The sequence below is a fragment of the Deltaproteobacteria bacterium genome (genome assembly GCA_020848905.1).
Classification (GTDB): Bacteria; Myxococcota_A; Polyangia.
Genome location: JADLHG010000020.1, coordinates 15,518 through 39,587, shown reverse-complemented (window position 1 = coordinate 39,587; position 24,070 = coordinate 15,518). Strand labels below are relative to the sequence as shown.

At 71.3% G+C, this 24,070-nt stretch carries 19 protein-coding genes; 13 read left to right on the top strand and 6 right to left on the bottom strand.

All coding sequences use genetic code 11. From position 1 onward, the window contains the following. Nucleotides 1-9 precede the first annotated feature (9 nt). Nucleotides 10-1,038 carry an NAD(+) synthase gene (nadE, locus tag IT371_09630; protein ID MCC6747906.1) on the bottom strand — a complete coding sequence of 343 codons (1,029 nt, stop codon included), beginning with the start codon at nt 1,036-1,038 and terminating at the stop codon, nt 10-12. A 35-nt stretch (nt 1,039-1,073) separates the two neighbouring features. Next, nucleotides 1,074-2,747 (bottom strand): ribose-phosphate pyrophosphokinase, encoded by a 1,674-nt coding sequence (locus IT371_09625; protein ID MCC6747905.1) that lies wholly within the window; start codon nt 2,745-2,747, stop codon nt 1,074-1,076. A gap of 273 nt (nt 2,748-3,020) precedes the next feature. Here IT371_09625 and IT371_09620 point away from each other — a divergent pair, with 273 nt between their 5' ends. The 11 genes from IT371_09620 to IT371_09570 all read left to right on the top strand — a co-directional run bounded on the left by IT371_09620 (nt 3,021) and on the right by IT371_09570 (nt 15,395). Beyond that, nucleotides 3,021-3,617: an RNA polymerase sigma factor gene (locus IT371_09620; GenBank protein MCC6747904.1), complete on the top strand. Its 597-nt coding sequence runs from the start codon at nt 3,021-3,023 to the stop codon at nt 3,615-3,617. Then, a complete protein-coding gene (locus IT371_09615) occupies nt 3,614-4,447 on the top strand; it encodes a hypothetical protein (GenBank protein ID MCC6747903.1) in 834 nt (277 codons plus the stop codon). The genes IT371_09620 and IT371_09615 overlap by 4 nt, the downstream gene beginning before the upstream one ends. After that, nucleotides 4,444-6,369 carry a hypothetical protein gene (locus IT371_09610; GenBank protein ID MCC6747902.1) on the top strand — a complete coding sequence of 642 codons (1,926 nt, stop codon included), beginning with the start codon at nt 4,444-4,446 and terminating at the stop codon, nt 6,367-6,369. The genes IT371_09615 and IT371_09610 overlap by 4 nt, the downstream gene beginning before the upstream one ends. 81 nt (nt 6,370-6,450) lie before the next feature. After that, a complete protein-coding gene (locus IT371_09605; GenBank protein ID MCC6747901.1) occupies nt 6,451-6,894 on the top strand; it encodes a VOC family protein in 444 nt (147 codons plus the stop codon). A gap of 89 nt (nt 6,895-6,983) precedes the next feature. Then, nucleotides 6,984-9,209 (top strand): hypothetical protein, encoded by a 2,226-nt coding sequence (locus IT371_09600; GenBank protein MCC6747900.1) that lies wholly within the window; start codon nt 6,984-6,986, stop codon nt 9,207-9,209. A 250-nt stretch (nt 9,210-9,459) separates the two neighbouring features. After that, nucleotides 9,460-10,494, top strand: coding sequence for an SUMF1/EgtB/PvdO family nonheme iron enzyme (locus IT371_09595; protein ID MCC6747899.1), 1,035 nt, complete (start codon nt 9,460-9,462; stop codon nt 10,492-10,494). A gap of 2 nt (nt 10,495-10,496) precedes the next feature. Then, nucleotides 10,497-11,684 carry a DUF2330 domain-containing protein gene (locus tag IT371_09590; GenBank protein MCC6747898.1) on the top strand — a complete coding sequence of 396 codons (1,188 nt, stop codon included), beginning with the start codon at nt 10,497-10,499 and terminating at the stop codon, nt 11,682-11,684. A gap of 172 nt (nt 11,685-11,856) precedes the next feature. Then, nucleotides 11,857-12,375 carry a hypothetical protein gene (locus tag IT371_09585; protein MCC6747897.1) on the top strand — a complete coding sequence of 173 codons (519 nt, stop codon included), beginning with the start codon at nt 11,857-11,859 and terminating at the stop codon, nt 12,373-12,375. A gap of 26 nt (nt 12,376-12,401) precedes the next feature. After that, nucleotides 12,402-12,911, top strand: coding sequence for a hypothetical protein (locus IT371_09580; GenBank protein MCC6747896.1), 510 nt, complete (start codon nt 12,402-12,404; stop codon nt 12,909-12,911). A gap of 161 nt (nt 12,912-13,072) precedes the next feature. Next, nucleotides 13,073-13,855: a hypothetical protein gene (locus IT371_09575; protein ID MCC6747895.1), complete on the top strand. Its 783-nt coding sequence runs from the start codon at nt 13,073-13,075 to the stop codon at nt 13,853-13,855. Between the two features lie 217 nt (nt 13,856-14,072). Continuing rightward, nucleotides 14,073-15,395 (top strand): carboxypeptidase regulatory-like domain-containing protein, encoded by a 1,323-nt coding sequence (locus IT371_09570; GenBank protein ID MCC6747894.1) that lies wholly within the window; start codon nt 14,073-14,075, stop codon nt 15,393-15,395. A 23-nt stretch (nt 15,396-15,418) separates the two neighbouring features. Here the strand turns inward: IT371_09570 and IT371_09565 are convergent, their stop codons facing one another. Beyond that, complete coding sequence (locus IT371_09565) at nt 15,419-16,237, bottom strand: hypothetical protein (protein ID MCC6747893.1); 819 nt, start codon at nt 16,235-16,237, stop codon at nt 15,419-15,421. A 302-nt stretch (nt 16,238-16,539) separates the two neighbouring features. On the opposite strand from IT371_09565, the gene IT371_09560 reads away from it, so the two are divergent. Continuing rightward, nucleotides 16,540-18,036 carry a hypothetical protein gene (locus tag IT371_09560; protein MCC6747892.1) on the top strand — a complete coding sequence of 499 codons (1,497 nt, stop codon included), beginning with the start codon at nt 16,540-16,542 and terminating at the stop codon, nt 18,034-18,036. A gap of 8 nt (nt 18,037-18,044) precedes the next feature. Here the strand turns inward: IT371_09560 and IT371_09555 are convergent, their stop codons facing one another. The 3 genes from IT371_09555 to IT371_09545 all read right to left on the bottom strand — a co-directional run bounded on the left by IT371_09555 (nt 18,045) and on the right by IT371_09545 (nt 22,714). After that, on the bottom strand, nt 18,045-19,529 hold the full coding sequence (locus IT371_09555; GenBank protein MCC6747891.1) for a hypothetical protein: 1,485 nt from the start codon (nt 19,527-19,529) through the stop codon (nt 18,045-18,047). Between the two features lie 152 nt (nt 19,530-19,681). Next, nucleotides 19,682-21,013, bottom strand: a complete 1,332-nt coding sequence (locus IT371_09550) for a hypothetical protein (GenBank protein MCC6747890.1) — start codon at nt 21,011-21,013, stop codon at nt 19,682-19,684. 201 nt (nt 21,014-21,214) lie between these two features. After that, the gene (locus IT371_09545) at nt 21,215-22,714 is read right to left on the bottom strand and encodes a hypothetical protein (protein ID MCC6747889.1); all 1,500 of its coding nucleotides are present in this window, start codon (nt 22,712-22,714) and stop codon (nt 21,215-21,217) included. 201 nt (nt 22,715-22,915) lie between these two features. On the opposite strand from IT371_09545, the gene IT371_09540 reads away from it, so the two are divergent. After that, nucleotides 22,916-24,031, top strand: coding sequence for a multicopper oxidase domain-containing protein (locus tag IT371_09540; GenBank protein ID MCC6747888.1), 1,116 nt, complete (start codon nt 22,916-22,918; stop codon nt 24,029-24,031). Nucleotides 24,032-24,070 lie beyond the last annotated feature (39 nt).

The window sequence follows — 24,070 nt, the reverse complement described above, 5'->3', positions numbered from 1 at the left end:
GGTCCGATCCTACCTATAGGTCAGGGTGACGCCGGCCACCTCGGGGCGAACGAGCTCGCCCTTGGGCTTGGCGATATGCTCCTTGCGCCAGATGATGGCGTCCACGAGCTCGCGAACCGTCGCGTACTTCGGCGCGCCAAAGAGCCTCTGGTAGTCGCCCAGGTCCTTGCCCGCCCGGCGCAGCACCTGGGGCTGCCGCGCAAGGACCTCGGCGGTGAAGCCCTGCTCTACGCCGCGGTTCACGAGCTCGGCGAGGGCGTAGTGATAGCCGAGCGCCTTGAAGGCCGTCTGCCCCGCCTCGAGGCCCGCCCAGGGCTCCTTGCGCGCGATGTCCATGAAGCCGAACCACCGCGCGAGCTGGAAGACGTGCCGCTTGGAGAGGTTGCCGATCGGGCTGAAGTGCACGGCCCCGTCCCCGAAGAGGGTGTAGAAGCCCGTCTCCACGTCCTCGTCGCGGTTGCCGGTCCCGATCACGAACTTGTTACGTCCCTGCGCGTCGGTGTCCGAGGCCGCCTTGGTGTGCAGCACCACGGCGCGAAGCTCGGACATGGTGTTCCCCTTGGTGAAGGAGTTCTTCATGGCCGCGCGGTTGACCTTCTTGAAGGCGCGCACGAGCGGCTCGATGCTCGCCACCTCGTAGCGGATGCCCAGCGTCTTGGCCACGAGGACGCCGTCCGCGGTGTCCTGCGCCGTATTGGTCTTCGAGGGGAGGATCATCCCCACCACCTCGAGCTGCGGCTTGTCCGGGTTCTGCCGGTTGTAGGCGTCGAAGGCGCGCTTGGTGATGCCGGCGACCACGGTGGAGTCCGAGCCACCCGAGAGCCCGAGGACCACCCCCGATTTGCCCATGGCGAGGACCTTGCGCACGATCGCCTGGCCGATCTCGCGCACCGCCCGCTCCGAGCTCACGCGCGGCAGAAGGATACGGTCGGTGGGTTGCTTGCCCGTGCGCTTGGTCGCGCCGGCGGGCAGTGCGGCGAAGAGCGTCGCGGCGAGCAACCCGGCGACGATCGAAGTGGTGCAGCGCGTGCGTCTCATCTCCCTCATCCTTTCCCTTTCCCTCGATCCCGTCCTTATTCGTGCTCCCAGAAGAGCTGTTTCGAGAGGTCCCCTCTCCCATCCAGGGTGGTGAGCAGCCGGCCCACGGCCTGGGCCACGCTCACGATCTCGATCTTGGCGTTGTCGTGGTGCTCGCGCGGCTGCGGCACGGTGTCGAGGGCGAAGAGCCGCTCGAGCCGCGAGCTGTCGAGCAGGCGGTAGGCCGGCCCCGTGAGGTGGCTCACCGCGGCGAGCATCGAGGTCGCACCCTTCGCGAGCGCCGGCTCGACGAGCTGCGCGAGGGTCTTGCCGCTCGCCGTCTCGTCGTCGATAGCTACGAGCACCGCCTTGCGCACGTTCGCGGTGAAGCGGGTCTTCACGTCGCGGCCGTGCCGCTCCTTCTCGGCCACGACGACCTTGACCTCCGGCAGGCCGAGCTCGGCGGCGAGCAGGCGCGCGAAGACCAGCGCGCGCTTGCGTGCCCCCGGATCCGGCGCGAGCACCCGTACGTGCTTGGCGAGCTCCTTCGGCGTGAGCTTGGCCTTCAGATGGCGCGCCACCGCCGGGGCGAGGACCGCCTCCCCCGAGGCGTGCAGCACCTGGATCTTCTGCCCGAGGAAGAAGCCGACCTCTTGGGGTTGATGCACCGAGTAGAAGGCCACGCGGTCCACGCCGACGGCGCGCGCGAGCTGCGGTAGCACCGCGGCGCCCACGGTGGTGCCGGCGGTATCCATGCGATCGGAGCGCGAGTAGGGCAGATAGGGCATGACGAGAGTGACCTCGGCGGCCCCGCGCTGCTTGGCCTGCCAGGCGGCGTAGAGCACCTCGAAGAGGTCCCGGTGCAGGGCCTCGGGATCGCCGAGGCGCTTGGTCTGCAGGAGATAGACGCGTCGGCCGGCCGGGTCCTCGGGGAGGATCTGGCGGCCCTGGAAGGCCTTCTCCGTCGGCAGAAAGCGCGGCGCGAGCCCCATCGCCTCGCCCACGCCCCGCGCCAGCTCGGGGTAGCCGTGACCGCTCCAGAGCAGCGGCGGAGCGGCGCTGCCCGAGCGCTTGGAACGGCGTCCCTCGCGGGGCAGGTGCACCGGCCGAGGAACGAGGGGTCCGTCGACGCCCAAGCGTTGGGCCAGGGCGGAACCGCGGAGCGGGCGCAGAAGTCGCTCGAGCGGGCCGCCGTGCGCATCGGCGTAGCGCAGCGAGTCCGCGTGTAGCGCGGAGAAGAGCGTGGCCACGAAGGCCGGGTCGAAGCGCTTCGCGAGGCCGCGATCGAGGACCACGTGGACCGAGGAGGCGAGGTTGCTCTGGCTCGCCGCCACCGCGAGCAGGGTGCGGAAGAGCGCCGTCGAGGGCTCGCGCGCCTCCGCGGGCTGCGCCACCACGATCGATCGTCCCTGGACAGCGGCCGGGACGCGCAGGCTGAGCTCGTCGTTCGAGAAAGGCTCGATCCCGACCGGATGGAGCGCCCCGCCACGTGCGACCTTGCGCGCGACGGCGAAGAGCGACGTCACGACCGGCTGGCTGGGGCTGGCCGCGAGCACGAGGCCGGGCTCGCGCGAGCCTTTCACCCGCCCTTTGGCGAGCCCCGCGAAGAACCGTCGCGCGAGCGCGCCTGGCCCCGCGGCGGCGCTGGGTCGCTCGAGACCCACCGCGGCCGCCAGAAGCAGCGCGAGGGCCACGGAGAGACGTACGAACAGTCTGTACCGTCGGGGCATGGGTGGGGCCAGCGTCCTGTGCAAACAAGAGACAGCAACATCTGGACCAACCGACGACGGCCGGCGGGCGTGAAAAGGATAGGCAGTTCGCGGGGCTCGTGGGAGGACCCGCAGGGCGGGAGCTGGCTGGGCCGCTGGCCAGGACGGGCGAGGGGCGCCGGGGGGTCGTGCGGGCTACGGGGCGGCGGCGAGACACCCGGCGGGGCGGCCTGCCTAGGAAAAGAACGCCGCCCCTGCTAAACGAAACCGGCCTAGGGGGGTTCTGGTACCTAGATGCCCGGCTTCGAGCCCAAGGTGCTGCCGTTTCCGCGCCCCGAACCGGGCGGGCTCGCGGCACGCTCCGACGACGAGCTGATGGAGCTCGCGGCGGCCGGGTTGCGCGAGGCCTTCGCCGCGCTCGTCGCGCGACACGAGCGACGGGTGCGGAGCTTCTGCGCCAAGTGGGACGGCGCGCGCAGCGAGGACCTGGCCCAGGAGGCGTTTCTGCGGCTCTGGCAGGCCCGGGCGCGCTATCGGCCGGACGGGCAGTTTGCCGTGTACCTCTTCACCATCGTGCGCAACGTCTGCCGCAACGCGCGTCGCGGGTTCTTTCGCCGCGAGCGCGTGCTCCAGGACGCCCCGGCGGCAAACGAGCCGTCGCACCGCGCCGAGCAGCTCGACGCGCTCCTCCGGCGCGAACGCACGGAACGTGTGCACCGCGAGCTCCGGGGTCTCTCCCCCAAGCTACGCGAGGCCGTGCTGCTGCGCTTCGGCGAAGGGCTCTCGTACGCCGAGGTGGGAGCGATCGTCGACGCGCCCGAGGCCACCGTGCGCTCCCGCGTCTTTTTGGGTCTGCGCGCGCTACGCGCCCGACTGGAGGTTTCCGCATGACGAGCTGCCCCAGCGACGACGAGTTGCTTGCGCTGCGCGAGGAGCAGGTGGCCGTGGCGCGCGCTCGCGCCCTCGAGGCGCACCTCGGTGAATGCGGCGAGTGCCGGTCGCGCGCCTCTCGGCTCGAGGTCACGCTCGCGGCCATCGCCTCGCCGGCCCCAGGCGTGTCGTCTGACGCCTCGCCCGACACCGCGGCCTTCGTGGCGCGCACGATGGCCCGGCTCGACCCCTCGCCCACCGCGACGTCGCGCGCCTCCTGGCTCCCCTACGCGCTCGCGGCCACGGTGCTCGCGGTGACCGTTCCGCTCTGCGTCTATCTGTGGCGCCACACCGGCGGTCGCGCGGAGACCTTTCAGGCCCGCGGCGGCGGTCCGACGGCCGAGAGCCTGAAGGAGCTGACGGGGGTCGAGCTCTACGCGGCAAAGCGGCACGGCGCTCCCCGGCGCCTGAACGCGCACGATCTGCTCGCGGCCGACGAGGGTCTCGCGGTCGAGGTGAGCCGGCTCACCCCCACGCCGCTCTATCTGCTGGTCTTCGTCGTCGAGGCCGGGGGAGAGGTGCACTGGGCGGCCCCCCGCTGGGACGACCCGGCGAAGGCTCCGCTCGCGCTCGACCTGCCGCGGGGGCGCCGCGTGATGCTCCACGAGGTCTTCGCCCCCGACGCGAAGCCCGGCCTCCTGCGCGCCGTCTCGGTCGTCTCGCGGCAGCGCCGCTCGGTGAAGCAGGTGGAGGCGCTCCTGCGCGACGCCGGGAAGGCCCCCTCGCTCGCGCGGCTCTTTCCCGAGGCGCACGTGCAGGAGTGGTCCCTGACGCTGCGAGGTGCGCGATGAGGAGGCGTCGGCTCGCGACGGGTTCCAGACCGTTCGGTGTGCTGGCGGGTCTGGCCGCCCTGCTCCTCGCCAGTGTGTCGCCCGTCGAAGCCGCCTCCGAGGTCGGCTTCACGCTCGTGGTGACGAACAACCGGAGCCTCCTGCCGCACCGACCGAACCTGCAGTACGCCGACGACGACGGGGCGCGCTACGTGCAGGTCTTCCGCACCATCACCGAACCCGGGCACCTGCGCCTGCTCACGCGCTTCGATCGTCCCACGGCCGCGCTCTATCCGGGGCTCGGGGCCACCGCGCGGGCCCCTCGGCGCGCCGAGCTGCGTCAGGCCGTGCGCGAGCTCGCCGACGCGGTGCGCGCGGCCCGTGCAAAGGGACTGCACACGGTCTTCTACTTCGTCTTCGCCGGCCACGGGCAAGTGGACCGCGGCAAGGGCTACCTCGAGCTCGAGGACGGCCGGCTCGGGCCCGAGGAGCTGGAGCGGGAGGTGCTGGGAAAGGTCCCCGCCCACCGCGCGCACCTGATCCTCGACAGCTGCAACTCCTTCTTCGTGATCAGCCCGCGCAAGGCCGGCGGCCGCCGCTGGGCCACCCCGAAGGACCTGAAGCTCGGCTTCGTGGAGCGCTTTCCGCAGGTCGGGGTCTTCCTCTCCACGAGCGCGGCCGGCGAGGTCTACGAATGGTCGGAGCTGCAGTCGGGGATCTTCAGCCACGAGGTGCGCTCGGGCCTCTCCGGCGCCGCGGACGCGAACGGCGACGGGCGCGTCTCGTACGACGAGCTCGCGGCCTTCGTGGCGATAGCGAATCGCCGCATCAAGAACGAGCACTTCCGCCCCAAGGTCTTCGCACGCGGGCCCTACCAGAACGGAGGCGCCTCGCTGTTCGCCGTGGACCGCGCGGTGGGGCGCAAGCTCGTGCTCGGCCCGCCGGCGCAGCGGGTCTGGGTGCGGGACCTCCAGGGGACGCGCCTCCTCGACGTCCACAAGGAGCGGGGGCGCGAGCTGACGCTGGTCTTGCCCATGCCCGTGACCGAGGGCGCCATCGTGCAAGAGCTCGTCGCGGCCCGCGGCAAAGGGGGGCGCCCCACGCTGCGCGAGATCCGCCTGCCCACCTCGACCGCCTCGGTGATGCTCACCCCGCGCCCGACGCCACTCCTCGCCCGCGGGGACGACGCGCTCTACGAGGAGTTCTTCGCCGAGCCCTTCGGCCCCGAAGCCTACGCGCGCGAACGACGGCACCCGGCGGCCGAAGAGGTCTTCGGCATCTCCTGGCGCGACGAGGTGCGCATGCGGCACTACCTGGCGGCGCTCGCCCGCGCCGACCGCGCCGACCGGCTGACCCTCGCCGGCACGAGCGCCCTCGGGGGCCTGGTCGTGGCCGCCTCGGGGGGCGTGATCCTCGGCATGAAGAGCGGCGAGCTCGACCAGACGACCAAGATCTCCGCGATCGTGCTCCTCGGCGGGGGCGGCGCCCTCGCGGCCACCGGCCTCCTGCGGCTCTTCGCGCGCTCGGAGGGGGAGAAGGCCTACGCCGCCTTCGAAGACGAGCTCCGACGCCCCGGGGCGAGCTTCGAGTCCGTCGTGGCCCGCACCGAAGCGCACCTCCTCGAGCTCGCCGAACGCGAGGCCCGCCGCCGGCGCCTCGTCTCCGCGCTGGCCTTCGTCGAGGGGGGCCTGCTCCTCGGTGCCACCGTGGCGATCGGCATCGTGGACGCCCGCTTGTCGAGCACCAACCTCCCCGCCGCGATCTACGTCATGGGCGGAGCCATGAGCGCGCTCCTCTTCGGCCTCGGCGTCTCGCTGCGCTACATGGAGACCCCCATGGAACGCATGCTGCGTCTCTACCGCGAGGACCCGGACCTCAACCTGAACCTGGCCTTCGGCCCCGCACCGGGGGGCGGGATGGTGGGGGTAACCGGTACCTTCTAGCGGGCGTACTCTGTCCGTCACGGGCCGCGGCCCGCCCCGACAGCTTTTCACGGCAAACCCTTCACCCCAGAGGAGGACCCCATGTCCCATCTTCGTCCCTACGGTCATCACACCATCACGCCGGCCTTCGTCGTCCAGGGAGCGGGCAAGGTGGTGCGCTTTCTCGAGCAGGCCTTCGGCGCGAAGGTGGTGGATCGCTACGACGGCCCGAACGGCGCGCTGATGCACGCCGAGCTCCTCCTCGGCGACAGCGTCGTGATGTGCGGCGAGCCCATGATGGGGATGGAAGCGATGCCCGCCGCGTTCTCCTACTACGTGGCGGACGCCAAGGCCGTGGATGCTTCCTACGGGCGCGCGCTCGAAGCGGGGGCGACCTCCGTGGAGCCGCCGAAGAATCAGGCCTGGGGCTATCGCTCGGCCACGGTGAAGGACAGCGGCGGCAACCGCTGGACGATCTGCGCCGTGGTGGAGCTCGTCTCGCGCGAGGAGATCGTCCGCCGCCTGGCGGAGATGATGAAGGGTTAACCTCGAGCCCGCCTCCCGACCGCCGATTCGCACCCCGCGCGCGCCTCCGCGCCCTTCGGTAGACTCGCCCGTGCACGGGGAGAGCCGCCATGCCGAGCCGCGAACGAGAAGAGGGCTTCGAACCTGCCCGCCGCCGCGCCGCCGCCTGGCTCGGCCTGCTGGTCTGCGCCGTGGCCGTCGGCGTCAGCGGCGCCTGCAAGAGCCCGAGCGAGAGCCCTCCACCCTCCGGTTCCGCGCCCGAACCGCGGGCCGGGCTCAGCGCCGTGCAGCGGCGCGTGCTCGACGAGGTGCTGGGCTGGAAGACGCTCGACCACGACGTGATCGTCTACGCCCTGCCGCAGGTGGCGGCGGCCGGCGCGCGCCTGGGCGTGGACGGGCGGCGGGATAGCCTGACGCTCGGCGAGGCCTCCTTTCTCTTCGTCATCGACGACGCGCCGCATCGGCTGCTCGAGCACCCGCTGCGGCACGTGCTGGTCTCCGAGAGCTCGGGGGCGGTCAGCGTCCGGCACGCCTCGAACTGGCCGCTCCTCGACGGGCGCGCGGCCTTTCCGACCCGCCTCGGCGAGCTCGCGAGCGAGGCCCTCACGGTCTACAGCACCTACCGTGGGCGAGTCGTCCCGCCGCCGACCGTCGAGCCGCCCAAGGACGTGCTGCTACGCACCTCGCAGCGGCACGTCACCTGCGCCTCGGGCCGCGCGCCGCGCCGCTACGGCGTGATCGGCACCGGCAACGGCACGGGCGAGGACCTGCTCCTCGCCACGGGGCACGCGATGTGGGTCACCCTGAGCGCGCTCGGCTTCGACGTGCTCCTCGGAGCCTGGGGCGCGAAGGACCCCGGCGCGGGAGACACCTTCCTGCAGGCGCTCGCGGGCCTCGCCTCGCAGGTCGAGTGCTGCGACGAGGTGGTGGTCTTCGTGAACGCCCACGGCGCGCGACGGGTGACGCGCAAGAACGCCGCCGGCGTCGATGATTTTCTCTTCTACGGCGAGGACGGTCAGGTCTACGACAATGGGCAGCTCGTCGCCGCAGCGCGACCGGGCGAAGCGCTGAGCTGGGACGTCCGGCTCGGCAAGCGCTTCATCTCCGAGGCCGAGCTCGCGGACGCGCTCAAGCAGCTCAAGGCCTGCCACATCACCGTCGTCCTCGAGGCCTGCTTCAGCGGCGGCTTTCAGATCGCCCTCGCCGCGGTGCCCGGGGTGGAGCGCGTCTTCACCTCCGCGTCGAGCGACGAGGCCAGCGAGGCCAGCCTGGCGCTCCCCGCCTGCCCCGCCACGCACTACCTGCTCAAGAACTTCTCCGTCACGGGCGCGAAGCCGGACCTCGGAGCGGCACTCGCCGCGGCGTGGGCGGCCGGCACGAAGGAAAGCCCGTTCGTGGAACGTGACGGGACGAGCGCGGCCGCCGCGGACCTGACCTTCGGACGGCGGGTCTCGGATCGCCCCACGCAAAGCCAGCGGCCAGGCGAGTGCGTCTGCTGCGGGGATGGCAAGGCGAGCCCCGGTGAACGCTGCGACCCCACCGCGAGCCCGAACGGCTGCGCGGCCGGCGCGAGCTGCAGCGCGCGCTGCGACACCTGCAGCGCACCGAAGGAGTGCCCGACCGTCGCCTGCTCGCCCTCGTGCACGGAGGGCTTCACCTGCTGCTCTGGGCGCTGCCTCGAGCTGAAGCCGAAGAAGCCGAACACCAACCCGGACGACCAGGCGCAGACCATCTACTGCGGGAGCTGCGGCCACGCCTGCACGCTCGGCGAGTACTGCGACAGCGACGGCACCTGCAAGCCGTTCTACACGGGGGACGCGAGCTTCTGTTCGGACGCGAAAGCGTGCGCGCGCTACTGGGCGGAAGCGCATCCGCCGGCCTGGTGGATTCCGCCGCCGTCGGGCGCCTCGGACTGCACGGCGCTCTCGCCCACGGGTACCTGGAGCTGCATCGGGGGCTCGTGCTGTGCGCCGGGCCGGGAGGCCACCTGCAAGGCGAACCTCGAGCCGTACACACCGTGCAAGTCGAACGAGACGCTCTGCCCCTTCCCGAGCTGGCACGGGAACGCCTGCGTCAAGGCCTGCGTGGATCTCAAGGTCGGCACGGGCGGCCCGACGCAGGGCCCCATCCACTGCGGGGCCTGCGGCCGACTCTGCCGCCGCGGCGAGTACTGCTACGAAGGAGCCTGCCGCCACCCGAGCGAGGCGAGCATCTGCGACCTGCACTACTACGGACCCTCGATGAAATTCCGCGTCTGCGACCCGAGCCAGCGCTGCTGCCCCATCGACCTCACGAGCCCCGAGGGTCAGACCTACTACCGCTACGAGTGCCGGTAGGCAGGGCGCGGCACGGCCAGGCCCCGCGGCACGAAGGGCCCAGCACGAAGGGCCCGGCACGAAATTTCGTGCCCTGTGCCCGGGACCTTGGCACAGGCTGGCGCACAGCCCGCTGCGCCAACGCTGATTCAAGCCATTGCGATCATTGTAGGTAGAAGGCGTGCGGCGTCTGGCACGCGGCCTGCTAACCGAGGGATCCGCGCCGCACAGGAAGCTGGCGCGACTCGGCACACTCACGAGGAGGGACCTCATGCGCACGTCCATTACCTTTAGCCTGGGCCTATGCGCCGCCGTCGGCGCGCTCTGGGCCTTCGCTCCGACGCCGCGGGCCGGCGAGAAGCCCGGGGCCGCTCGCGCGCGCGCTGCTTCGGCTGCGCCGGGCGCCGCGGCTTCCTGCGCCTCGGATCAGGACGGAGACGGCTACGGTCCCGGCTGCGCCAAGGGCCCCGACTGCAACGACCGCGATGCGGCCGTGCATCCGGGCCGACCCGAGCAGTGCAACGGGCGCGACGACAACTGCGACACGCTGGTGGACGAGGGCCTCGCGAGCTGCGCTGCGCCCACGATCGATCGCCGCTCCGTCTCCGTCCCCGCCGGCGCCTTCCTGATGGGCAGCCCCGCCGGCGTGGGCGCCCCCGACGAGCGCCCGGAACACCGCGTGGTGGTCTCGGGGCTGCGCCTCGACCGCCACGAGGTCACGAACCGCCGCTACGAGGCCTGCGTCGCCGCGAAGCAGTGCACGCGCCCGGCGCTCCTCGGCTCGCACCGCCGCGCCGAGTACTACGGGGACCCGCGCTTCGCCGACTACCCGGTGATCTTCGTCGACTGGCACCAGGCCCAGGCCTTCTGCCGCTTCGCCGGCGGAAGGCTTCCGACGGAAGCCGAATGGGAGAAGGCCGCGCGCGGCCCGGCTCCGTCGAAGCGCGTCTACCCCTGGGGTGACTCGGCCCCCGACTGTCTGAAGGCGAACCACGGCGGCCCCGGTTCGTGCGTGGGCGATACGGACCGCGTAGGACGCCGCCCGGCCGGCGCGAGCCTCTATGGCGCGCACGACCTGGCGGGCAACGTCTGGGAGTGGACCGCGGACTGGTACGCGGCGGGCTACTACGCCACGAGCGACACGAAGGACCCGCAGGGACCGGCCTCGGGCCGCCTGAAGGTGATGCGCGGCGGCTGCTGGGCCGCGGGTGCCGACTCGCTGCGCGTCTCGTGCCGCAAGGCCGAGCTGCCGTCGAGCTGGGCCTACAACGTGGGCTTCCGTTGCGCCTACCCGGAGAGGAGCTAGCCATGCTGCGCACCCTGACGACTCTCGTGCTCTCCACGCTGGTGCTCGTGCCGCGCGTCGCGCTCCCCTGCGGCGGCGGCTTCGGCGACGGCCTGCACATCGATCCCTCGCAGCGCATCCTGATCGCCTTCCGCGGCACCAGCGAGACCTACGTCTTCAACCCGCACTTCTGCGGCCAGGCGGCCGAGTTCGGGCTCGTGCTCCCCGTGCCGGGCAAGCTCCTCGCGAATCCCTCGCTGGCCGACGTGAAGCTCTTCGCCGAGCTCGAGGCGCTCTCCGCGCCGCGCATCGAGAAGCGCACCGCCTGCCTCGGTGACCGCGGCGTGCCCGAGCCGGGCGGCTGGGGGGGCAAGGGGCCCGACGCCGGGGCCTCGCAGGTCACCGTCGTGAACAAGGGCCAGGTCGGCATCTTCGACTGGGTCCTGCTCAAGGCCGACACCGCGGCCGCCTTCACCGACTGGCTGGACGCGAACAAGTTCCCCTACGACAAGGCCTCGGCCGCGACCTTCGGCCACTACGTGACGCAGGGCTGGTACTTCGTGGCCTTCAAGATCACCGCCGACAGCAAGGCGCCGCCCCCGGGCTCGCAGCTCTGCGGCGACCTCGGGCCGCTCACGCTCGCCTTCGAGACCCGGACCGCCGTCATCCCGGCGCGCATCGCCGCGCTCGGCGGCTCGGCGAGCCAACCCTTCGGCTGGCGCGTCTTCACGCTCGCGGCGGAGCAGCAGCGCACGCTCACGAAGGGCGTGGCCGGCCAGCTCCGCTTCTCCGGCAGCCTCTCGAGCGCGCAGCTCGCCGGCACCCCGGAGCTGGCGAAGCTGGCGCTCGCGGGGGATCGCCTGACCAAGCTGGACCTCCAGTTCTGGGGGAGCGCGCTCACCGGAGACATCAGCCTCGAGAAGGACCCCGCGCAGGCCGACTTCCGCCAGACGATCTACGAGACGACCTACGTGAAGTGCGACGCGGGTCCGTCGGGCGAGGCCGGGCCCGTGAAGAAGGACGCCGGCCGCACCGACGCCGGGCCTTCGCCCGCACCGGGCAGCGACGCCCGCGTCTCGGGACCGAAGTTCTCGGGCGAGGAGGCGGACACCGGCTGCACCGTCGGTGGCTCGGACGCGCGCCTGCCGCTCGTCCTGCTCACCTTCGTTGCCCTGGCCTTCGGCTTCGGCCGGCGTCGCAAGCGCGGCTAGCCGCGAGCCTCGCGACCTGGCGCCTCGCTTCCCCTAACCGGTCACTCCACCCGCCGCTCACCGCCGACCTCGCTCCCGCCAACCCGCCGAAGTTGCACGCCCGCATCACCGCGACAACCTGGCACATGCTCTGCACAGGCCGCGGACAGACCTCGAGCCCCAGGAGTCGAAGATGTCGTCCAAGCCGTCCTTGCGTTGGGTTCGTCTCGCGACGTTCGCGTGCCTCCTCCCGGCCCTCGCGGCGTGCGGGAGCGAGGTCGGAGACCCGAATCCGGGCAGCATCGAGAGCTGCGCCTCGCAGGTTCGTACCGCGGACCCGAGTGTCGAAGCGGATGAGGCGGCCCAGCTCTGCCGCTCGTACGTCGCGAAGGGCGGCGTCCTCGGCGAGCGCAGCGCGCAGGGCTTCAACCCGTTCGCCTGGCTCGGCTGGCTCGGCATCGGCACCCCGAAGGTGACGAAGAGCTTTTCGTATCCGACGACCACCGAGGCCGCGACCTGCACCGTCACGCTCCGCGACAAGAACAACAACGGTTGCTACGACGCGCCGGAGGCCATGTCCGCGGTCGTCGACTGTCCCACGCAGGCCTGTAGCTGGTTCAAGGACGGCAAGCCCGACATGGATAAGGTTCCGGAGACGGTCGAGGTCTGCACCGACAAGTTCACCGAGCTCTACCGCTGCGCGAAGAAGTAGCGCCCCACGCACCCACGGAGTCCACGATGCGCGTCAGCCGATCTGTATCTTTCATCGCGGTCTGCCTCCTCGCCGGCATGGCGTCGACCCTCGCGGCCTGCGGTGACGAGGGAGGCGACCCGAATCCGGGCAGCATCGAGAGCTGCGCCTCGCAGGTTCGCACCGCGGACCCGAGCGTCGACAATCGAGAGGCCCTCGCCCTCTGCCGCTCCTACGTCGCCAAGGGCGGCGTGGTCGGCGAGCGCAGCACGCAGGGCTTCAACCCCCTCGCCTGGCTTGGCTGGCTCGGGATCGGGGCGCCGAAGATCAGCGACACCTTCCCGCACCCCTGGACGAATCACGTTGCCACCTGCACGGTCAGCTTCCGCGACACGAACCGAAACGGCTGCGCCGACGTGGAGGAGCTCGTCACGACGGACCTCGTCTGCCCGAAGTCGGACTGCGACTGGGACACGGGCGTGCGGACTGATTTCGACGCGTCCGCCGCGTGCGAGCAGGAGTCCGCGCGTCGCCACCCCTGCCCCAAGAAGAAGTAGCGCCCTCCTCGCCTCCCCGCCGACGCGGCTGGAACGTGTCGGCACCTGGCTCCGCCTGCCGCCAGCCTCCGACGCACCCAAGTCCCTGCGACTGCAACAAGACTTCGTGGAACGCCGATTGCAGTTCAGCGCGCCTGCATTCCACGATGGAGGCGAAAGCCATGCGTCTGCGTGTCGGGTTCGGGTCTTCGCTGCTCTGTCTGCTGGCCTCGAGCGGTGCCTTCGCGGCGCCCGTGGTCACGATGACGCCCGCGGGGAAGAAGGCCGTCAAGATCGAGATCCGCGACGGCTACTACGGGGGCCTCGTGTACACCGGCTCCGGGGCCTCGGCGCGCATGGCCAAGGAAGGCTCCTATCAGCTGCTCAGCCTCACCGTGCCGCTGGCCGTGGCCAAGGAGGTCGCGCGCGCCGGCGTCGAGGGGCTGCGGGTCTTCTCGGCCCAGGACTACCTGACCGGCCCGCAGCTCCGCCTCGTCGCGGGGCAGGGGGCCAGCACGGTGATCCTCGACCGCACACAGCGCGCCGGCGGAAACGGGCAGAACAGCTACGGCGCGATGCGCGTGCAGCGCGGCCTCGGCGAGAACGCGACGGCCTTCTTCTTCGGCCGCGCGCGGCAGGGCGAGAACCTGGGCCAGGGCCGATTCACGCGCAGCACGTCCAAGAACACCCGGCGGGGCACCTCGACCATCGTCGACCCCGCGACCCTCGAGACGCTCACCGCGGCGCTGCTCGACGGGCACACGCCGCAGTGGTACGTCAAGCCCACGCGCGCGCTGACCACCGTACCGACGGCCCCGCTCGAGGCCTTCGGCGGCTTCATGGGCCTCGGCGATCAGGACCAGGACCACGGGCGGGGCGAGCGCACGGGCATGGCCCTCCCCGTGATCAACGAGAAGGCGACGCTCGAGATCGCTCCCGCGCTGCGGGCCGTCTTCGGCCTCTGACCGACGGCGCGCGCTCGCGCACCGCACACCTCGCGTCCGACGAGCCTGGGAGTAAACCCCCCGATCGAGAGCTCCGACTCGGAGACAAAACCCCCATCGCGCCGCGTAAAGCGCACGCAAACGCCCCATCCGCGCGAATGTGTCTTGTGAGGTTCGAAGCGCGTTTCGTATAGTGCGCTCGTTGTCAACCCCACATGCAAGGAGGTGCGTAGTGCACGTGACACGCAGTCGTGCTCTGGCGTTCGCCCTCGGAATCGGCAGCCTCGCGAGCTGCTCGAACGGGCCGTCGCAGTGGAACGATAGCGACGCGAGCGTGGCGCAGGGGGATGGTGGCGGTGGCAACGCGAGCGACGGTGGGCCGAGTCCCTTTGCGGATCTCGGCCACCTGGACAGCGGCATTCCGAACCCGTGCCCGGCGAACCAAACGCTGCCTGCGCTCTCGGGGCGCGTGCTCGCCCCCAACGGCCAGGATCCCGTCGCGGGCGCGCTCGTGTACGTCCCGCACGGCGAGCCGCAGGCCCTCGGCAAGGGTAACCAGTGCGAGCTCTGCAAGACGCCGTCGTCCGGCGTGTGGGCGGTGGCGCGCACGGACGCGGAGGGGCGCTTCACGCTGCGCCAGACGCCGGTGGGTGAGATCAAGCTCGTCGTGCAGCACGGCTACTTCCGGCGCATCGCCACCGTGACCGCGAGCTGCGGCAAGGACACGGTGGTGCCCCCCGAGGCCACGCGGCTACCGCGCAAGCGTGCCGAGGGAGACCTGCCGCGCATCGCGGTGGCGACGGGGATCGTGGACCGCATGCAGGACGTGCTGAGCAAGATCGGTATCGAGGAGTTCGATCTCTTCGACGGCAAGGAAGGGAGCTCGAGCGGCGGCACGGCGATGCCCAAGGTGAGCGCGATCCTCTCCGACCCGGCCAAGCTGGCGGAGTACAACATCGTGCTCTTCAACTGCCGCAACGGCTACGAGGGCTCGCTCCAGAGCGGCACCTGGGGCAAGAACCTGGAGGCCTTCGTGCGCAGCGGAGGACGCCTCTTCGTGGATGACATGGCCTACGAGGTGGTGGAGTGGAGCTTCCCGCTGGCGGTGGACTTCGAGACCGGGGCGGCGGCGGCCACCGGAGGGACGCCCCAGGGCCCGGCGAACGCGGCCGAGCGGGGGGAGTACGCGGCCTCGCTCGCGGCCAACATCCCCGACCCCGACCTGAAGCGCTGGCTCAGTCAGTTCCCGAACACGCTGCGGCCGGACGGCACGATCCCGATCACCGGGTGGCTCAGCAACTGGGCCGTGATGCACGGCGCCGCCGCGGGGACCAAGGTCTGGGTGGAAGGCAACGTGTCCTTCAAGGGCGGCTCGGGCGCGCGGCCGCTCTCGGTGAGCTTCGACGCGGACCTCGGCGGCGGCAAGAAGTGCGGCCGGGTGGTCTACAACTCGTACCACACGGTCCCGTACAACTCGTCGCCGAGCGCCCCCTTCGTGCCGCAGGAGCGCATCCTCGAATACCTGTTCTTCCACCTCGCGGACTGCGGCTCGCTCAGGTAGGCGGGCCCACTCAGGGAGGTCGGCTACGGCGCGGCGAAGGCGGGCTGCGGCTGGGCCTGAAGCCGCGCGCGCTCGCCCGCGTCCCGCGCCGGGCGCAGGGCGGGAAAGACCTGCCTCGCCGTGCAGCGCTCCACGTCCACGGCCATGACCGTCAGCGGACCGCGCAGCGCGTGCGCCAGCGCGGCAAAGGCTCCCGTAGCGTCGCCGGGCAGCTCGGGTAGCACGAGCATCGCCGGCTGGCCCCGCTCGCAGCGCCGCTGGAGCTGGACCTGCGCGCGCTCGAGGGTGCGCCGCAGCCGGATGGCGCCCACGGCAGGGTCGGCGCCGGGAGTCACGTGCTTCATCTCCACCCGCGTCCCGTCGCTGAGGAGGCCATCCAGCTCGTGGCCGCCCACCGTCGTACCGATGCCCACGAGGCGCTGCTCGGGGCGGGTGGCCCACCGCGAGAGCGCGGCGCCCGCCACGAGCTCGAACGCCGGGCCCGAGCTCGCGCTCGCCCCACCCGAGGAGGCGAGGCGCTCCAGCACGAAGCCGACCCCTTCGATGCGGTCGACGATCGGCAGGGCCTTGAGCGCCGGCACGATGAACGGAAGGTTGTGGATGTTCGAGACCGCCCCGAAGAGGAGCTGCCGCGAGACGGTGTTGCGCTCGAGCACCTCGCCGAGCGCGACGAGGGCGGGACGGCTCCCCGGGTCGCTGCAGAGCAGGCGCCGGACCTCGCGGGGGGCGCCGGCCAGGAATTGCGTGGCCGCGCGGGTCTGAAGGGTGGGGTTCGCCGGCGCGACGCCGGACTGGAGGATCAGGGCTGCGAAGGCCAGGACGGAGACGGCACGCACACGCATGGAGGACTGAGCGACGCAGGATCCGTGCCCCGCGCGAAGCAACGAATATCCAGAAGATAGCTTCGATATTGCAACGGTTGTTGGACTCGGAGCCGGAGCCTCGCCGACGGAGCCTTCATATATTGGAGCGCGGCGCGCGACCGGCTCGCACCGTGGGGGCTCTGGAGTCCACGCCGACGCATGGCATCAGCGCGATCCATTTCTTCCCCGGCCGGCTAGCCCGGCGGCCAGCCCCTCACGCGCCTAACATCCTGTAATATCTATTATATCTATTGGTCTTGCGCTTGCATCAGGCGTTGGCCATGAGACGAACGACCCGAAAACTATCGATCCTGGTGGTCACCGCGGCCTGCCTCGCGAGCGTTCCCGCCCTGGCCGAGCGCCGCGGCAGCGATCACATTCGCGTCCAGCCGAAACCGCGCGCGGAGTCCGAGTCGGTGACCATCGCGCGCACGCTCAACATCACGCGCGCGCAGGCGCAGCAACTCCAGGCACTGCGCCTCGGCGTCCACGTGCCGGAACCGGACGCAAAGGTAGTGGAGCTCTTCCGCAAGGAGCTCGAGGAGCCCTACGACGCTAAGGGCCGCACGCGGCTCGGGCAGCGTCTGCTCGACAACGTGCAGGCCTCTCACACCGCAGCCCCGAGCCAGGGGGCGTATGTCCGGCTCTCCCGCGCGGAAGAGCACGCGCGGGCCGGAAACCCGGCGTTTTCCGGCACTCCCGCTCTGAAGCCCCCGTCGAAGTCCTTTTCCCTGGTGGACGCCCTGCTGTCGCTCGTGCGGCGCGTGTTCCCCGAGGACAGCCGCCCGCGGGAAGTCCTCGGCGCGGCCCTCCGCCCGACGACGGTCGCCAGCCGTAGGAAGGCTCTGCTCGAGAAGCTCGTCGCGGCGTACAAGGGCGGGGTCGAGCCCCACGACGTGGTCGGCCACGCCCTGGAGGCCACGCGCGCCCTGCTGCGTTCGCCCGCGACCCCCGCGAAGGACTTCGACCCGCTCCCGATCAGCCAGCTCGTGATCCCCGATCTCTCCGGTCCCAAGGAGTCGGACAAGATCATCGAATCCCTGGTCGCGAAGGAGCGACAGGTCTCCAGCACCATGTTCGGGCTGCTGGTCACCATGAACAACGCCGGCTACTCGCGCGCCCGGGAGAACGAGCTGAACATGCAGCGCGCCCTGCCCATCTTCCGCGAGGCCGCCAAGGAGCCGACGCCTGCCCGACAGCTCGCCTTCCTCATGCGAACCGCGTCGCTCCTCGAGGCCTCGATCGTCGCGGATCACTCGGGCGTCGCCCGGGTCCTCCGAAGCTACGTCGCGGCGGAGCTCCGGCGGCCCGAAGTAGCGCAGGCCGTCGCGCGCCAGACCCTGGCGCGGCGTGCTCCGGAGCAGCCGACGCGGGCACGTCCTTCGACGTACCTCACGGTCAAGTCCCGCGGCGAGGGCCTGGCCGGCCTCAAGGAGACGCTCGACACGGCGTGGGGGATTCTGGAGCGCACTATCGACCCGCAGGTTCTGGCCCGGATGCCCAAGCTGACGATCGAGGCCTACGGCTATGGGATCAACGAGAACACGGCCTGGACCACCGGCCGGATGCAGGTCGGCACCAATCTGACCGTCGCGCGGGCGCTCGACCTCTACGGATGGGTTCTGGGCCACGCCACCAACATCACGGGGACCCACCCCGAGCGTAACCCGGAGAAGCTCGGCCTGGCTGTGTTCGAGAGCGAAGCCACGCTCAAGGCCGCCTTCGAGAAGAACCCGCTGACGATGCTGGCGCTGCTGAAGGCCCTGCAGGGGCGCTAGTCAGAGCGCTACTTAGGATCGCAGCGGAGCAGATAGCCCGGCCGACAGGGGTCGTAGACGTTGACGTAGGTCTGGTCGTCCCAGCAGTTGCAGCAGCAATCGCCGGTGTACGTTCGGCCGGCGCGCGCCGGGCAGGTGGCCTGCTTGCACGCCACGGGCCCGCGGTCCCAGCAGAAGCCCTCCACACAGCAGAATTCCCCGCCCGGCCCGCACGGACACGGCGCACCGCCTGCGGGACAGCCGCCTTGCCCGGCGCACATTCCGACGGTGGGCTTGTACGTCGGGCACTGGGCCGCGTCGCGGCGCGGCGGCGCAGCGTCGCGCACGCCGCCATCACGCGCCGCCCCACCGCCGTCCGCCGTCGGGGCGTGACACACGTCGGGGTCCTCGACCTTGGTGATGTTCTTGAGCTTGCAGTAGTCCTGCGCGTAGCTGTGCACGCGTCTCGCGGGATCGCTCGCCGGATACGGGTCGTCCATGCGCACGACGTGCTCGCGCAGCTTGCCGAAGTTGTCCTTGCCCCACACGACGAGCTCGCGCGTCGCGGCGCGCACCTCCACGACCACCTCCACGTGGTCGGCGGCCTCCTTGCTCGCGCGATGAATGATGATCGTGCCCACTTCGGCCTCGGCGGCCGTGCCCGAGCCCGCGCTGAAGGTCTGGCAGAGCTTGTCCACGTCGCTCGCCGTGGCGGTGAACGGGTCGAGAGATTCGTGCGACGGCAGCCCCGGATGCTTCATCAAGATCCAGCGCAGCACCGTGCCCGCGCAGTTGCTCAAACGCGACATGCCCGCGGGCCAACCCGCCGGCGTGATCGGCGCGTAGCCGTCGGGGCCCCCCCAGTTCTCCTCGTCGCCGCGCTCGTACCGCGCGACGGCGTCCACCACGGCGGCGCGCGTGAGGTCGAAGTCGCGGGCCGGCTGCCGGATCGACAGCTCCACCCGGGCTGGCTGGCCGCTGCGCGCATCGGTACCGCTGAAGGTGACCGTGCGCAGCGTGTCGCTCCCGGCCTTCTGGCAGGCCACGAGCGCAGCGGTGCGCTTCGTCGAGGAGCTCGTGCGCGTCGGCAGCACCTGCAGCATCTCGTCGATGCCGTAGGTGTAGTAGCGAGCATTGGTGGGCTTGCCCGTCAGCACGCGGAGCGTATGCGTCACGGCGTGCTGGCTCCACCAGGTCGGCGCCAGGAGCTGCGCGTCGAGCCAGGTCTCGAGCCGCGCCACGGCGGCCGGCGAGCCGGCCCGCTCGAGCCCCTGCGCGGCGACGACGAGCAGCATGTCGTCCTCGGAGGTGGGCTCGAGCTCGAAGGGCGCGAGCAGCGTCGACTCGTCGAGCCCCTCGAGCGCAGGCACCACCGCGCGCACCGCGGGCCGGATCTGGTGGGGGAACGCCAGTCGCCCGAGCTGCGTGTACATGGCTGGCTCTTGCAGCGAGCCGAGCTGGCCGAGGCTGGGACCCGCCTTGGACGCTTTGCAGCCCGCGAGCACGCTCAGCACCAGGCTTCCTAAAAGGGCAAACGACCACTCAGCAACGTTGGTCCGACGCATCAGCTCCTCCGCAGAAGGCAGGCAGCGTAGCACGGGCGGGGACCAGAGCCGGGGGCGGGGCGGGAAGGCGGGAAGGCGGGAACGTGCCGGACGGCCGCGCCTCACTGCGCCAGGGTCGCCTCGGTGAGCGGTTTCATGACCTGGCTCAGGTTCTTGTAGCCGCCCCAGCCGAGGGTCCAGAGCGCCGCGCCGCGCAGCTGGGGGTACGGGGCATAGCGCCCGGCGGCCTCGACGAGCTGAGGCAGGGAAACCGTCGCGGCGGGCGAATCTCCCGCTCCCCAGCCGAACTCGGTGATGTGCACCGTCGGCCGCGCGATCCCCATCGCGTCGCAGGCGGCGAAGAGCTTGAGGAAGCGCCCGAGCAAGCTCCCCCAGTCGGCGAAGAGCGTGTCGCTGTTGTAGCTGTACTCGTGGAGCGACACGGCGAGCTTCTCGGGGTTCGCCGCACAGAGCGCGAGGAAGCGCCGCATCCAGGGCGTGGTCCAGCTCGACGGCTCGGGCTCGCCGCTCGACCAGCCGAACATGGCGACCCTGTACCCCTCGGCGAGCGACTGCTCGGCCAGGTGCACGGCGAACTCCGCCAGCCAATCGTTCTGGGGCGTGGCGTGGCTCTTGTCGACCTCGTTGATCACCTCCAGCCAGACGTCCCGCTTGTGGTCACCGGCCACGAACTCCGGCGGCAGGATCGCCTTGGTGCGCTCCCAGTGCAGGCGCGCCGCATCGCGCGGCGGGAGCGTGTAGAGCGGAACGTCGTACTCGTAGTCCCCGCGGTTGCTGAAGCGAAAGACGAGCTCGTGCGGGACGCCGCTCTTGCGCTTGAGCGCCACGCCGTCGTTGATCTGCCCGTAGCTGTCCGCGGACTTGAGGTAGAACGGAATGCAGGCCCCGTCGAGGGCGCGCATCCAATCGCCGAGCCCGAAGCGCGCGTTCGGGTCGAACTGATCGTTGTTGTTCGGGCCGACGTGAAAGCCGATCTTCGAGAGCGGCGGACGGCGCAGGCAGGCCGGGCCTGCCGGCAGGGGGGCCGGGGGCGGCTGCGACGCGCACGCAAGCCCGGCCGAGCGACTCCAGCCGACCTTCTCGCTGCCCCCTACCAGGGTGCGCAGGTGCGTCCAGCGGATTCCCCCGCGGAGGACCTCCTCGAGCGCGGTGCCGCGCTGGCTCGCGGGCAGGGTTGCGAGCACGCGTCCCGTGACGGCCGGGCTCACGCGCAAAAGGAGCGGGGTCCGCACCACTCTGTCGGTTGAAACGCACGGCGCGGCCTTGACCCCCGAGGTCTCGCGCTCGGACTCGAGCTCCTCGTCCGGACCGCCACAGCCGAGCCCCAGGCCAAGCATCGTCGCGAGCCCCGTCACGCACGCAGCCCGTCTCGCCCACGGTGAACTGCCGCACCTATTCGAGCGCGCACGCTCCTTCGATCGACCGGTCCTCATGCTCTCCTCCTCCTCTCGCGTCGCGCCCTGGCGCGGCGAGAGCCGTCCAGCAATCGTTGGGCCAGCCCGCAGAGGAGTATTTACAAGAGGTTACGGACAGAGACTGGCCGAGAGCCGGGGAGATACATCACTTGTTGGAACGGATGCCGCAGGGGCGAGGGCGCGTCTGTGGGTCCCCGCGCGGGCGGCCTCGGCCGGCGCTCAGAGCGCCGTGATGCAAGGACGTGCCCCCGGCTTGCCCGCTCGCTTGAGCTCGGCCAGCGCCCGCTCGAGCTCCTCGACCTTGCTCGCCACGACGACCACCCAGGGGCGTTGCCTCTCGTCGGCCGCGGCGAAGACGAAGGACCCGCGCTGCGCCTCGAGCTGCTTGAGCCACCGCGCGAGCGGCGGCGCGGCGGCGGCCAGGCCCCGGAGCTGCGCGCGGCGCTGCGGCGTCACGACGAGCACCACCGCCGCCTCGGGCCCCGCCTCTCGAAAGGCCTGCACGGTCTGCGCGTGGTCGAGCGGGCTGCTGTGGAAGATCGACTGCGCGGTGAAGGCGCGGCGAAGCTGGCGCACCCCCTCCTGGGTGGTGAAGGTCTCGCCGTCGGTGGCGAGAAAGGCCCGCTTCAGGCGGCTCCGATAGGCCACGCGCACGTCAGGCATCTTCTCGGCCACACGCCCGATCGCCTCGCGCACGAAGGCCTCGTCGAGCGGCCTCTTCGCCTCCAGATAGCGCTCCACGCGCCCGACGAGGAGCTTGGCGAAGCGGTCGATGTCCTCGTCGGCGTACCAGCTCTCGTCCGCGGTGCCGCGCAGCGTGCGCTCCACCCAGCCGTTGCCGATCGCCGTGGCGAGAGCCTCGTCGAGCAGCCCCGCGGCGTGCGGCGCGTACGGCGAGGGCGACCGACGGAAGGCGCCGAGCAGCGCGCGCTGTCTCTCGGGAGGCTGGGCCTGGTAGAGCGCGTGGCAGAGCTCGTGGACGATCACCCCGAAGCGGCCCACCAGGTCCCGCTCGTCGACCAAGGCCTCGACGCTGGCCACGGGTCCGAGGATCGTCGCGTTCGTGCGTCCTCGCGCCGCGGGGATCGGGTGGAGCACCACGACCACGGGCTGCGCCTCGGGCCAGGCCGCGCCGTAGAAGCGCGCGAGCTTCGCGAAGAGCTCCGGGAAGCGGATGCGCCGCGCGAGCTGCTCGAGCGCCTTCCGGTACCGTGCCAGGCGCGGCTCGCTGGGCTTCCAGACGAGCTCGCGATAGATGGGCTCGAAGCTGCCGAGGAGCTCCAGGTACTGGCGGTGCTCCGCGACCGGCAGAAGCGTGGCGATGCGCCCGCCGAAGTCCGGCAGGTCCCGCGCCAGCGCACTCTGCAGCTTCACCAGGCGCGCCACGTCCCACCCCATGTCGCGGCGCTCTTCGGGGTAGCCGGCGTAGCGCCCGCCACCGCGCAGGAAGCGGTCCCGGAGCGCGCGATAGGTGCGCAGGCGGGCGCGCGCCTCGGGCGTGTCGTGGCGGCTCTTGGCGAAGAGCTCGGCGAAGAGCGGCGAGTGGTTCGGCACGCCGCTCAGGGCCTCGACGAAGACGAAGAGGCCGTGGGTCGGGCTCGTGCGGAGGGAGAGCTCGGGCGCGGCGCGCAGCGTTCCGGGGGTGAGGCTCAGACAGAGCAGCCCGAGCAGCGCCAGGCCAGCCGGGGATCGCCTCGGGACGTCGTGGGTTCGCAGCATCGTCTCTCCTTCGCGCGGCGCCGAGCTCGGCCCGAGTTCTTGTCCGCCACCCTTACACGCGGCGTGCGGCAGGTGGTTCCGAGAAAACTGGGCTCCCCTGGCTCTCGGCCCACAAACAGCGCCCCGCGAGCCGCAGCGCGAAGACCGCCTGGCTTGACACGAAACGTCTCGCGCCAGTAACCAGTAACAGGAGAACGGACCATGGCGGCACGTCACACCCCCTTCGATCGGAAGACGCACCTCGCTCACGCGCTGGCGGGCGCCGTGCTGGTTGCGACGGGATTCGCCGGCTGCTACGACGCGCCCCACGGCCAGGCCGCGCGCGTGATGAGAGACCCGCTCGAGCTCCCGCCGGTCATCCGGCGCACGACGCCCACGACGGTGAACGTGGACCTCGTGACCAAGGAGATCATCGCCGACGTGGGTGCCGACCGCCCGACGCTGGTCTGGACCTTCAACGGCAAGATCCCCGGGCCCCTCATCCGCGTGATGGAGGGCGACACCGTCGTCCTCCGCCTCACGAACGAGGCCGGCAGTCGCGAGCCGCACAGCATCGACCTGCACGCGGTCGTGGGCCCCGGCGGCGGGCACGCGGTCACGGAGGTGGCCCCCGGCAAGACCGCCGAGCTGCGCTTCAAGGCCACGCGGCAAGGGGCCTACATCTATCACTGCGCGGCCGAGGGGATGCCCTGGGAGCACCTGGCGTACGGCATGTACGGGGCCATCCTCGTCGAGCCGCCGGGGGGCCTACCCTCGGTGGACCGCGAGCTCTACGTGGTGCAGAGCGAGTGGTACCTCGGGCGCGGCGGCGGGGAGGAGCACGAGGAGGAGGGGAGCTCGGCGCACGCTCCGATGCCGAAGGACGTGCTGGTCCTCGACGAGGCCGCGGCGAGCGCGGAGCACCCGCTCCTCTTCACCTGGAACGGGCACAAGAGCGCGCTCACCGACGCGGCCTTCTTCGGCGAGCGGATGCGCGTCCCGCAAGGGGGGCGCGTGCGCGTCGTCTTCGGCAACGCGGGGCCGAACCTCCCGTCGAGCTTTCACGTCATCGGGGCCATCTTCGACCAGGTCTTCACGGGGCACTTCGGAACGCCTCTCCGCAACGAAGAGACGGTGCTCGTCCCGCCCGGCTCGGCCGCGGTCTTCGAGTTCGACGCGCTCGTGCCCGGGGTCTACACCATGGTCGACCACGCGCTCTTCCGCGTGCCGAAGGGGGCCGTCGGCAACCTGCACGTGGACCCGAAGGGAACCTTCCCGTCGGACCTCTACGCCCCCAAGCCCAGCGGCCCGATGGCGGGAGCGCACGGGACGCCGTAGACGCGCGAGCCCCGCGCTACTCGCGCGCGTCGAGGTAGC